Source organism: Ferrovibrio sp. (genome assembly GCF_017994015.1).
Taxonomy (GTDB): domain Bacteria; phylum Pseudomonadota; class Alphaproteobacteria; order Ferrovibrionales; family Ferrovibrionaceae; genus Ferrovibrio.
On the sequence record NZ_JAGOLP010000082.1, the window covers coordinates 1 to 11,847 of the forward strand.

An 11,847-nucleotide genomic window follows, 5' to 3' on the forward strand; every position below is an offset into this window, starting at 1 on the left:
GTGCGGCGTTGAAGTCACGCTCTCGAAGGTGCGGCGCGAACGTATGGGCCATATCGAGCTGGCCTCGCCGGTGGCGCATATCTGGTTCCTCAAGTCGTTGCCCAGCCGCATCGGCCTGATGCTGGACATGACGCTGAAAGACCTTGAGCGCATCCTGTATTTCGAAAACTACGTTGTCATCGAGCCGGGCCTCAGCCCGCTGAAGATGTATGACCTGCTCACCGAGGAGCAGTATCTGCGCGCCCAGGAAGAGTATGGCGATGACAGCTTCGTGGCCAAGATCGGCGCCGAGGCGATCCGCGACCTGCTCAGCGGCATGGACCTGGAGAAGGAACGTGCCGATATCCGCGACGAGCTGGCCGAAACCACCTCGGAGCTGAAGCCGAAGAAGCTGGTCAAGCGCCTCAAGCTGGTGGAAAGCTTCATCGATTCCGGTAACAAGCCGGAATGGATGGTGCTCACCGTGGTGCCGGTGATCCCGCCGGAACTGCGCCCGCTGGTGCCGCTGGATGGTGGCCGTTTCGCCACCTCCGACCTCAACGACCTCTATCGCCGCGTCATCAACCGCAACAACCGCCTGAAGCGGCTGATGGAACTGCGCGCGCCGGATATCATCGTGCGCAACGAAAAGCGCATGTTGCAGGAAGCCGTTGACGCGCTGTTTGACAATGGCCGCCGCGGCCGCGTCATCACCGGCGCCAACAAGCGTCCGCTGAAGTCGCTGTCTGATATGCTGAAAGGCAAGCAGGGCCGCTTCCGCCAGAACCTGCTCGGCAAGCGCGTCGATTATTCCGGCCGTTCGGTCATCGTCGTCGGCCCGGAACTGAAGCTGCATCAGTGCGGCCTGCCGAAGAAGATGGCGCTGGAGCTGTTCAAGCCCTTCATCTATTCCAAGCTTGAGCTGCGCGGCTTGGCCGCCACCGTCAAGATGGCGAAGAAGATGGTGGAGAAGGAGCGTCCCGAGGTGTGGGACATCCTGGAAGAAGTGATCCGCGAGCATCCGGTGCTGCTCAACCGCGCGCCGACTTTGCATCGTCTCGGCATCCAGGCGTTTGAACCAACCCTGATCGAAGGCAAGGCGATCCAGCTGCATCCGCTGGTCTGCTCGGCCTTCAATGCCGATTTCGACGGTGACCAGATGGCGGTGCATGTGCCGCTGTCGCTGGAAGCCCAGCTTGAAGCCCGCGTGCTGATGATGTCGACCAACAACATCCTCAGCCCGGCGAATGGCAAGCCGATCATCGTGCCGTCGCAGGATATCGTGCTCGGCCTGTACTATCAGACCCTGGAGCGCAGCGAGCCGCTGGGCGATGTGGTGAAGATCACCGATCCGGCGGTGCTGATCAAAGCCTGGGCCGAAGATGACATCATCATCTTCGATCCGCGCACCCGCGTGGAATTGCCGAAGACCAACCAGGAAGCCGAAGCCAAGCGGATCATAGAATCCGACGCGATCATCGAGCGCGTGCCGGTTTTCGCCACCGTGCAGGAAATCCAGCAGGCGCTGGATGCCAAGGCGATCACCCTGCATAACCGCATCAAGTCGCGCCTCAACACGGTTGATTCCGAAGGCAATCCGATTGTCGCCCGCGTGGTCACCACCTCGGGCCGCATGCTGCTGTCGGAAATCCTGCCGAAGGACAAGAATGTCCCGTTCAAGGTGATCAACCAGCTGCTGACCAAGAAGGAGATCACCAACGTCATCGACGTGGTGTATCGCCATTGCGGCCAGAAGGAGACGGTGATTTTCTGCGACCGCATGATGGCGCTGGGTTTTGCCCGTGCCTGCCGCGCCGGCATCTCGTTCGGCAAGGACGACATGCTTGTGCCGGCCACCAAGGTGAAGCTGATCGATGATACCAAGACGCTGGTCTCGGAATACGAGCAGCAGTATCAGGACGGCCTGATCACCCAGGGTGAGAAGTATAACAAGGTGGTGGATGCCTGGTCGCAGTGCACCGACAAGGTGGCTGACGAAATGATGAAGGTGATTCAGACCGACATCGATCCGCAGAACGGCACCCGCAAGAACACCAACTCGATCTGGATGATGGCGCATTCCGGCGCCCGTGGTTCGGCCAACCAGATGAAGCAGCTTGCCGGCATGCGTGGCCTGATGGCCAAGCCGTCGGGCGAAATCATCGAAACGCCGATCATCTCCAACTTCAAGGAAGGCCTCACCGTGCTGGAGTATTTCAACTCCACCCACGGCGCGCGTAAGGGCCTGGCCGACACCGCCTTGAAGACCGCCAACTCGGGCTACCTGACCCGCCGTCTGGTCGACGTGGCGCAGGATTGCATCATCACCGAGGAAGATTGCGGCACTGAGCGCGGCCTGACCGTGAGCGAAGTGGTGGAAGGCGCCGACGTGATCGCCACGCTGGGCGAACGTATCCTCGGCCGCTTTGCCAGCGTGGATGTGAAGCATCCGCTGACCGGCGAAGTGATCGTGGCTGCGGCCGAGATGATCCAGGAGCGCGATATCGACCGGATCGAAACCGCCGGCGTTGAAACCGTGCTGATCCGTTCGGTGCTGACCTGCGAAGCGCAGACCGGCGTTTGCGGCAAGTGCTATGGCCGCGATCTGGCCCGTGGCACCACGGTGAATATCGGCGAAGCCGTCGGTGTCATCGCGGCGCAGTCGATCGGCGAGCCGGGCACCCAGCTCACCATGCGTACCTTCCATATCGGCGGCACCGCCCAGGTGGCCGAGCAGTCGAGCCTGGATGCGCCTTACGATGCCACCATCAAGGTGGTGAACCGCAACCTCGTCACCGACAGTTCCGGCCGCTTTGTGGTCATGGGCCGCAATTCGGAAGTGGTGCTGGTGGATGGCAATGGCCGCGAGCGCGCCCGCTACAAGGTGCCTTACGGTTCGCGTCTGGCGGTGGATGAAGGCGGCAAGGTCAAGAAGGGCCAGCGTATCGCCGAGTGGGATCCCTACACCCGCCCGGTGATCACCGAGCGCGCCGGTGTGGTCAATTTCCGTGACCTGGTTGAAGGCGTCTCGATCCGCGAAGCCACCGACGAAGCCACTGGCATCACCTATCGCGTGGTGGCCGATTGGAAGCAGAACCCGAAGGGCGCCGAACTGCGCCCGCGCATCACCCTGCGTGATGACAAGGGCGAAGTGCTCACGCTGGCCAATGGCGGCGAGGCGCGCTACTTCCTGTCGCCGGATGCCATTCTCTCGGTGGCTGATGGCGACACGGTGCATGCCGGCGACGTGCTGGCGCGTATCCCGGTGGAAGGTACCAAGACCCGCGACATCACCGGCGGTCTGCCGCGCGTGGCGGAATTGTTTGAAGCCCGCCGCCCGAAGGATCATGCGATCATCGCCGAAATCGATGGCCGCGTGGAATTCGGCAAGGACTACAAGGCCAAGCGCCGCCTGGTGATCCGCCCGGTGGAAGATGGCCTGGAGCCGGTCGAATACCTGATCCCGAAGGGCAAGCATATCGCGGTGCAGGAAGGCGATTTTGTGCGTGTCGGTGACCATCTGCTCGATGGCAACCCGGCGCCGCATGACATCCTCAAGGTGCTTGGCGTGGAAGCCTTGGCGAATTATCTCGTCAACGAAATCCAGGAGGTCTATCGCCTGCAGGGCGTGAAGATCAACGACAAGCATATCGAGGTGATCACCCGCCAGATGCTGCAGAAGGTGGAAATCACCGATCCGGCCGATACCACCTTCCTGATCGGTGAACAGGTTGATCGCACCGAGTTCGAGGAGCAGAACGCCAAGACCCAGGCCGAGGGCCGCCGCATCGCCAAGGGCATGCCGGTGTTGCTCGGCATCACCAAGGCCAGCCTGCAAACCCGGTCGTTCATCTCGGCCGCGTCGTTCCAGGAAACCACCCGCGTGCTCACCGAAGCGGCCGTGTCGGGCAAGACCGACAGCCTGATCGGCCTCAAGGAGAACGTGATCGTGGGCCGCCTGATCCCGGCCGGCACTGGCGCCATCATGGGCCGCATGAAGGCGCTCGCCGCCCAGCGCGACCGCGATTTCGCCGATGCCCTGGAAAGCGAACTCCAGGCTGCCGTGGGCGACGCCGCCGAGTAAGGGGCTTAACAACCATGCCAAAGATGGGGAGCGGCCGCAAAGCTGCTCCCTTTCTTTTTAAGCTGATCCTATTCTGCGCCTTCCGGGCCGCGGCGCAGCCGACGGAACTGGTGCCGGGCACGAGCGAGGCGACCGGGGCCGGCCTGATCGCCAAAGCCTGGTTTGCCGATTCCACCACACGGTATGCCCATGGCGCGCTGGGCGACAGCATCGAGGCCGGCACGCTGGTCCTGCAGGACAGGGCAGGGGTTTCCATCCGGATCGTGTTACCCGAAGAGCGGGTGTTCGAGGACCTCGCGCCGCGCCTGGTTACAGTGCCGGCCCTGGGCGATGCCGCCATGGTGATCGAGAGCGACCGCCGCCTTGGCGCGCGGCTGTCTTTTTATGGTATGGCCGGTGGCCAGGGGCGATTGCTGGCCGCCACGCCTTTCATCGGCACCGGAAACCGCTGGCTCGCGCCGATCGGTGTCGGCGATTTTGATGGTGACGGCATGGCGAATGAAGTCGCTCTGGTGGCCATGCCGCATCTGGCTGGCCTGCTCCGGGTTTACCATATCCAGGCTGGCGAACTGCCGCTGCTGGCCGAGGCGGCGGGTTACAGCAATCATGTCTATGGGCGGGCAGAGATCGCAATGGCAGCCGTGGATCATGGGCAGGCGCGCGACCGGATATTGCTGCCTGATCGGCAGCGGCGGCGGCTAGTTCTAATGTCGCTTGCGGACGGTAGGCTGCGGGAGGAACGGGTTATACAATTGTCAGCCCCGCTATTGCGTCTGCGAAATACTTCGGCAGGATTTGAAGCTGAACTTGAAGACGGTAGCGTGCTGGCAGGCACACCATGAGTTGGCTTGCCGATTCTCGAGAATCATCCTAAGCCATTCCCATGGAATGGAGCGACGATGCGGTGGTGCTGAGCATCCGCCATCATGGGCCAGATGAAGGAGCGCGACCGCGTTTTCGCCGATGCACTGGAAAGCGAACTCCGGGCCGCCGTGGGCGACGCCGCCGAGTAAGTCAGGCGTCAATCCCGGGGTTCATACCGGATAGAGAAGGGCGGGCCACAAGGTCCGCCCTTTTTTGTTATGCGCTCGGTAATGGTCTATCGTTGCGTGGTGAAGGAAATCCGTTTGCCAAGATCGTCCTTACCCTCGCCAATCGAACCGTTGGCGTTGAACTTATATATGCCGCTGGCAATGCGCCCATTATTGCAGCGCAAGGCCCATTTGCCTTCCTGGTCATTGGTTGCCGTCGCCAGGCCATTGCATTGAATTCTATTATGAGCGGCGGTGACGCTTAGTTTCGACGTGGCAAGCTGGCGTTCGAATTGCACCGTGCCGAACATCGGCGTTTCCTCATCCTCCCACAAGACAAGAATGCTGCTGGTGCCAGCCGATGACGAGCGCTGATTGACCCGCGCTTGGCTTGGGCTGGTATCTCTGGTGGGCGCCGACTGCGCTTGGCTGGGCAAAGCTGTGGCGGCGAAGGCCGGCGGGCTTGGCGTTTCTGGATGCCTGCCACCGACGCCCGTTACAGATAGGCGGCCCAGTATCGCGGCTACGTCCGCTTCGCTGAGGTTATGGCCTATCGGTGCGCAGTATGTCCCTTTAAGGGTGGTGTCACCAACTGAATTGCCGCCGTATAGCGCGCTGCCTTGTGAGCCTGAGAAGAAGGCTGTGCCGAAGATCACGCAACTGCGCTCTCCTGCCTTGAGCCGGCGGAATGGCATGGCGCCGAGAGGGGATGGAGCCTTTTTCTGTTCAGTGTCGATGAAACTCGGCACATGATTTTTCAGGTCGCTGGATGTCGTGAGATTCTCAAATTGTGGTTGAGTAGGGAAGTAGCTCGATTCAGCCGTGATCATGTCGACAAAAACCCGGGCGAAGGCGGTATTGCCGGATGGCTTGTTCCATAAATATTGATAATAGCGCGCTCTGGTTTTCTGCGGGCCGTCCGTGCGCTCCCAGGTTTCTGATGGCAGTGCATTCAGGCCCGGCGCATCGAAGCGCACAAAACTGTTTTTGCTTTCAAAAGGACGCCATTGCTGCTGGGCCTGAGCTGGGGTTGCGACTTGAATCGAGCAGATCATGCAGGCTGAGATAGCAAAGTGGCGCATGTCGCGGCTCCTGGGTGTAATCGTGTGGAAATTATATTGCCATGGCGGCATTTTTTGTTCGCCTAAAAGTTATGTTACTGAGGGCTGTTCCCGTGATAAAATTGCAGCAACACTAGGTAGCAGGGCGTCGTTATGGGCCTGAATATCAATAGTGATGGAGCCGAACGCCTGATCAGCGAGTTAGCAATGATGCAGGGTGAAAGCCTGACCGAACCGGTCACGGCGGCGGTTAGAGAGCGCCTGGAACGGCTGAAGCGGGAAAATCAGCTTGCTGCCCTGCTTGAAATTGGCTGGGCCTGTGCTGCCGCATTGCCACCGCAGCCCGATCAACTGGAAAGCGACCCGACTGCCTTTCTTTATGACGAGATGGGATTGCCGAAGTGATTGTCCACATTTCGGCCCTTGTGGCCTTTTGCCATATTTTCAGTTTGTTTTTCGCATTGCCGGCGCTCGCACAAACTGCCGCCAAATCACCGCAGATCAAGCTGGTTGCCACCTTAGACCACCCACAAACCGCCCGTTTGTCCTGGAGTCCGGATGGCCGCTATTTGGCAACTTCCGGCCTGGCTGGCGTTGCGAAAAAGGGAATATTCGAAAAGAACATTGATCTGCCCACCCTTGCCGTGTGGGATGTTGCCAGCAGGAAGCTGATACAGGCTTACCCCAGGCGTGGCGCTCTCTCGTTTGTAGCCCTGATCGGCAATGCACCGCAAATCATGGGAGCTTTGCATACAGCCCCCGGTTGGAATGCTGGTGTTGCCTTTTCGATATGGGATGCCAGAACCGGAGAGTTGCACAAACATGTCGCCGGACCGGCATCAGCAGATGACCCGAAAGCCTACATTAAGAATCAACCCCGGTCATTTTCATACAGCTCTTCGGCCAATCGTCTGATTGTTCAGCATGGGCAGGAGAATGCAGTATTTGTCTACAACACAGCGGATTGGTCGCGGGAAGCGGTTGCCCTGCCCGGCCTGCTGCCACACAGCTTGACATTCAGTCCTGATGGTAGCCGGCTAGCCTTCGGGGTGCAGTCGCGCCAGGAAATCATTGAGTTCTCAACCGGCAGGCAAATAGCCAGCTTCCATCCCTTCGACATTAAATCGACTTCAACGGCATGGAGTCCGGATGGCAGAAAAATAGCCTTCATCAAGAGTCCGATCGGCGGCATCAAGGCATCAGCCCCCTCAGATATCAAGGTTTGGGATGCTGCTACCGGCCAGGCGCTGCATGAGTATGGCGGCGATTTTTCTGGTTCGGCCTTGGCGAGACAGACAATAGCCTGGAGCTTTGATGGCCGTTTTATTGCCACCAGTACCTCTGACGGGATGATCCGGCTGTGGCATGCAGATCGGCCTGAGCTCGCCGCTGAGGTTTCCCGAGAGTACTCAAAAGCGAGCAGTCTCGCATTCTCACCGACCGCCAATCTACTCGCTGTCGCAAGCTATGCGGCGGTGCGGGTATTTCAGATTGATTGAAAATGCCTGCCCGCCGTCACGACGGGGTGATTCTGCTCAAAGGCATTCCTGGCAATGTTCTTATTTCGTATTTTCTGTGCTAAGCTAATTCAAGCACTTGCCTGGGCTACGAACACCAGCGAGCACCAGGGAACACGGGCGAACAGAATGGAGCGGTTTCGGCATGGAATGGAGCGACGATGCGGTGGTGCTGAGCATCCGCCATCATGGCGAGAATGCCCGCATCGTGTCGTTGCTGACCGAGCAGCGTGGCCGCCATGCCGGGCTGCTGCGCGGCTCGGGCGGCGCCAAGGGCGGCGCCATGCAGCCGGGCCAGGTGGTGCGTGCGACCTGGCGGGCGCGGCTGCCTGAGCATCTTGGGCATTACAGCCCTGAAGCCCTGAGCCATCCCGCCGCGCTGATGCTGGATGATGCTGCCCGGCTGGCCGGCCTGAGCGCGGCGCTGGCCCTGGTGGAAGCCACCCTGCCGGAACGCGAGCCGCATCCGGCTTTGTTTGCCGGCACAAGGCTGCTGCTGGAAACCATGGCCGAGATGCCCGATCCAGCCGATTGGGCGGCGCTCTATGTGCGCTGGGAACTGGGCCTGCTGGCCGAGATGGGCTATGGCCTGGACCTGGAAAGCTGTGCCGCCACCGGGGCGCGTATTGGCCTGAGCCATGTTTCGCCGCGCTCCGGCCGGGCGGTTTCGGTGGAGGCTGCGGCGCCCTATGCCGGCCGCCTGCTGGCTTTGCCGGCCTTCCTGGTGCCGGGCAGGGGCCTGCCGCCGGCCAACGATCCCGGCCGCGATGTGCTGGCCGGGCTGGAACTGACCGGGCATTTCCTGGAGCATCGGCTGTTTGCCGCCCTCCATGGCCCGCTGCCGGCCGCCCGGCCACGACTGCTTGAGGTGTTGCGCAAAACCCTGGCTATATCTGGTGATTTTGCGGCGGCGGGTGCTATAACGCCGCCATGAGCAAACATGTCCCCCCGCAGGATTTCCCTGATTCGATCCGCGATGTGCCGCTATCCACGGCGCTGTCGGAGCGTTACCTGGCCTATGCCCTGAGCACCATCACGGCGCGGTCGCTGCCCGATGCGCGCGACGGCCTCAAGCCGGTGCAGCGCCGGCTGCTTTATGCCATGCGGCTGCTCAAGCTGGACCCCGCCGCCGGCTACAAGAAATGCGCCCGCGTGGTTGGCGATGTGATTGGTAAATACCATCCGCATGGCGACCAGTCGGTGTATGACGCATTGGTGCGTCTGGCGCAGGATTTTGCCCAGCGCTATCCGCTGGTGGATGGCCAGGGCAATTTCGGCAATATCGATGGCGATAACGCGGCGGCGATGCGCTACACCGAAGCGCGCCTGACCGAGATTGCCGACGTGCTGCTGGCCGGGCTGGATCAGGATACGGTGGATTTCCGCCCGACCTATGACGGCACCGAGGAAGAACCGCTGGTGCTGCCGGCCGGCCTGCCCAACCTGCTGGCCAATGGCGCCAGCGGCATCGCCGTGGGCATGGCCACCTCGATCCCGCCGCATAACCTGCCCGAATTGTGCGACGGCCTGCTGCATCTGATCAAACATCCCAATGCCAGTATCGAAAAGCTGGTGGAAATGATCCCGGGGCCGGATTTTCCCACCGGCGGCATCCTGGTGGAGCCGGCGGCGACGCGGCTGGAAGCCTATCGCACCGGCCGTGGCAGTTTCCGCCTGCGCGCCCGCTGGGAGCAGGAGGAATTGCAGCGCGGCGCCTGGCAGGTGGTGGTCACCGAGATTCCCTATCAGGTGCAGAAATCCAAGCTGATCGAAAAGATTGCCGAGCTGATCAACGACAAGAAGCTGGCGCTGCTGGGTGATGTGCGTGATGAATCGGCCGAGGATGTGCGGCTGGTGCTGGAGCCGAAAAGCCGCAATGTCGATCCTGCGGTGCTGATGGAAAGCCTGTTCCGCGCCACCGATCTGGAAATCCGTTTCCCGCTTAATCTGAATGTGCTGGATGGCGGCAAGGTGCCGCGGGTGATGAACCTGCGCGAAGCCCTGCAAGCCTATCTGAACCACCGCATGGAAGTGCTGGAGCGGCGCAGCCGCTATCGCCAGAGCCAGATCGAGCGCCGCCTGGAATTGCTCGATGGCTTCCTGATCGCCTATCTCAATCTTGATGAATTGATCGCCATCATCCGGCATGAGGACGAGCCGAAGCCTGTAATGATGCAGCGCTTCAAGCTGACAGATAATCAGGCCGAGGCGATCCTCAACATGCGCCTGCGCAGCCTGCGCCGGCTTGAGGAAATGGAAATCCGCACCGAGCACAAGCAGCTTTCCGAGGAATTGCAGCGGCTCAAGGCGCTGCTGTCCGATGAAGCCCAGCGCTGGCAGGCCATTTCCGCAGAGGTGCAGGAGATCAAAAAGAAGTTCGGCCCCAAGACTGCTTTGGGCCGCCGCCGCAGCAATGTGGCTGATGCGCCGCAGATTTCCGAAGAAGCCTTTGAGGCTTTGGTGGAGCGTGAACCGCTCACCGTAATCTGTTCGGAGAAGGGCTGGATCCGCGCGCTCAAGGGCCATGTGCAGGATGATGGCAATGCCGCCTTCAAGGAAGGCGACAAGGGCCGCTTCTGGCTGCATGTCGAAAGCACCGACAAGCTGATCCTGTTCGGCACCAATGGCCGTGCCTATACCATCGCTTGCGACAAGCTGCCGCGTGGCCGTGGCCATGGCGAGCCGGTGCGGCTGACCGTCGATCTGGGCAACGATCAGGATATCGTCACGCTGTTCAAATATCAGGGTGAGCGCAAATTCCTGGTTGCTTCCAGCGATGGCCGTGGCTTCATCTGCCCCGAGGCCGAGATGCTGGCGCAGACCCGAACCGGCAAGCAGGTGTTGAATGTGCAGGCGCCGGCCGAAGCCTGCGTCTGCGCCAATGTTGAAGGCGATCATGTGGCTGTGGTGGGCAATAACCGCAAGCTGCTGATCTTCCCGCTGGATCAGGTGCCGGAGATGACCAAGGGGCGCGGCATCACCTTGCAGAAATACAAGGATGGCAGCCTGTCGGATGCCAAGACCTTCACGCTGAAGGATGGCCTGAGCTGGACCGACAAGGCGGGTCGCACCAAGACCGAACATGATCTGAAGGAATTCCGCGCCGAGCGCGCCCAGGCCGGCCGTGTGGTGCCGCGCGGCTTCAACACCAACAACCGCTTCGGCTGAGGCAACGCTGCGCATGAGCCTGGACGCGGCGCTTGCCCCCTTCATCGCTGCCGGCCATGTGCCCGGCATGGCTTATGCGGTGATCGATGCCCAGGGCCGTTTTGCCAGCGGCGCGCTAGGCAAGCGCCGGCTCGGCAGCGACGCGGCGATGACCGACGACACCATCGGCTGGCTTGCCTCGCTGACCAAGCTGGTGACCAGCACGGCGGCGATGCAGCTGGTGGAACAGGGCCGGCTGGCGCTTGATAGCAGTGTTGAGGCTTTGCTGCCGGAATTGCCGCCGCGCCAGGTGCTGGAAAGTCTGAATGCGGCGGGCGAGGCGGTGTTGCGGCCGGTGCGCGGGCCGATCACGCTGCACCATCTGCTCACCCACACATCGGGCTTTTCCTACGATACCTGGAACAAGGCCCTGCTCACCTATGCGCGGCAACACGATATTCCGCGCATCGGCACCTGCAAGCTGAAAGCGCTTGACCTGCCGATGCTGTTTGATCCCGGCAAACGCTGGGAATATGGCATGAGCACGGATTATGTCGGCCTGCTGGTGGAGCGCGCCAGCGGCCTGTCGCTGGAGGAATATATCCAGCAGCATATCTGCGCGCCGCTCGGCCTGCGCGATCTCGGTTTTGTGCTGCGGCCGGATCAGACTGCGCGGCTGGCCAGCATGCATCACCGCCAGCCCGATGGCAGCCTGCAAGTGATGCAGCATGAAGTGCCGCAGCAGCCGGAATTTTTCATGGGCGGCGGCGGCCTCTATGGCAGCATCACCGATTTCACCCGCTTCCTCGGCCTGTTCCTGCAAGGCGGCCAAGGTGTGCTGAAGCCGGAAACCATTGCGCTGATGTTCGAAAACCAGATTGGCGATCTGAATGCCAATGGCTTTCCCGCCGGCGCCGCCCCCAATACCGGCGAACGGCGCTACTTTCCTGGCCGGCGCTGGAAATTCGGCTATGGCCTGGCGCTCAATCCGGAAGCCACGGCACAAGGCCGTGCCGCCTATAGCGGCG

General features: G+C 61.2%; 8 protein-coding genes. 7 read left to right on the top strand and 1 reads right to left on the bottom strand.

Annotation, left to right across the window (positions count from 1 at the left end; all coding sequences use genetic code 11):
* A partial coding sequence (gene rpoC / locus KBB36_RS19550; RefSeq protein WP_290985089.1) for a DNA-directed RNA polymerase subunit beta' occupies positions 1 to 4,063 on the top strand: 4,063 nt, incomplete at its 5' end.
* 14 nt (positions 4,064 to 4,077) lie between these two features.
* Positions 4,078 to 4,905: a hypothetical protein gene (locus KBB36_RS19555; RefSeq protein ID WP_290985092.1), complete on the top strand. Its 828-nt coding sequence runs from the start codon at positions 4,078 to 4,080 to the stop codon at positions 4,903 to 4,905.
* Between the two features lie 257 nt (positions 4,906 to 5,162).
* Here the strand turns inward: KBB36_RS19555 and KBB36_RS19560 are convergent, their stop codons facing one another.
* Positions 5,163 to 6,176, bottom strand: coding sequence for a hypothetical protein (locus KBB36_RS19560; protein WP_290985095.1), 1,014 nt, complete (start codon positions 6,174 to 6,176; stop codon positions 5,163 to 5,165).
* A gap of 132 nt (positions 6,177 to 6,308) precedes the next feature.
* Here KBB36_RS19560 and KBB36_RS19565 point away from each other — a divergent pair, with 132 nt between their 5' ends.
* The 5 genes from KBB36_RS19565 to KBB36_RS19585 form a co-directional block, all read left to right on the top strand.
* Complete coding sequence (locus KBB36_RS19565; RefSeq protein ID WP_290985098.1) at positions 6,309 to 6,560, top strand: type II toxin-antitoxin system VapB family antitoxin; 252 nt, start codon at positions 6,309 to 6,311, stop codon at positions 6,558 to 6,560.
* Complete coding sequence (locus KBB36_RS19570; RefSeq protein WP_290985101.1) at positions 6,557 to 7,654, top strand: hypothetical protein; 1,098 nt, start codon at positions 6,557 to 6,559, stop codon at positions 7,652 to 7,654. Before KBB36_RS19565 ends, KBB36_RS19570 begins: the two co-directional genes overlap by 4 nt.
* A 163-nt stretch (positions 7,655 to 7,817) precedes the next feature.
* Entirely contained in the window at positions 7,818 to 8,606 is a 789-nt protein-coding gene (recO, locus tag KBB36_RS19575; protein WP_290985103.1) for a DNA repair protein RecO, read from the top strand.
* Positions 8,603 to 10,840 (top strand): DNA topoisomerase IV subunit A, encoded by a 2,238-nt coding sequence (gene parC, locus KBB36_RS19580; RefSeq protein WP_290985106.1) that lies wholly within the window; start codon positions 8,603 to 8,605, stop codon positions 10,838 to 10,840. Before recO ends, parC begins: the two co-directional genes overlap by 4 nt.
* A 13-nt stretch (positions 10,841 to 10,853) precedes the next feature.
* Positions 10,854 to 11,847: serine hydrolase (locus KBB36_RS19585; protein ID WP_290985109.1), on the top strand; the 994-nt coding region annotated here is incomplete at its 3' end.

Excerpts from the sequence above, each read along its gene's own strand:
- KBB36_RS19560 (WP_290985095.1), bottom strand. The coding sequence starts at position 6,176 with ATGCGCCACTTTGCTATCTCAGCCTGCATGATCTGCTCGATTCAAGTC.
- KBB36_RS19555 (WP_290985092.1), top strand. The coding sequence starts at position 4,078 with ATGCCAAAGATGGGGAGCGGCCGCAAAGCTGCTCCCTTTCTTTTTAAG.
- recO (WP_290985103.1), top strand. The coding sequence starts at position 7,818 with ATGGAATGGAGCGACGATGCGGTGGTGCTGAGCATCCGCCATCATGGC.
- parC (WP_290985106.1), top strand. The coding sequence starts at position 8,603 with ATGAGCAAACATGTCCCCCCGCAGGATTTCCCTGATTCGATCCGCGAT.
- KBB36_RS19565 (WP_290985098.1), top strand. The coding sequence starts at position 6,309 with ATGGGCCTGAATATCAATAGTGATGGAGCCGAACGCCTGATCAGCGAG.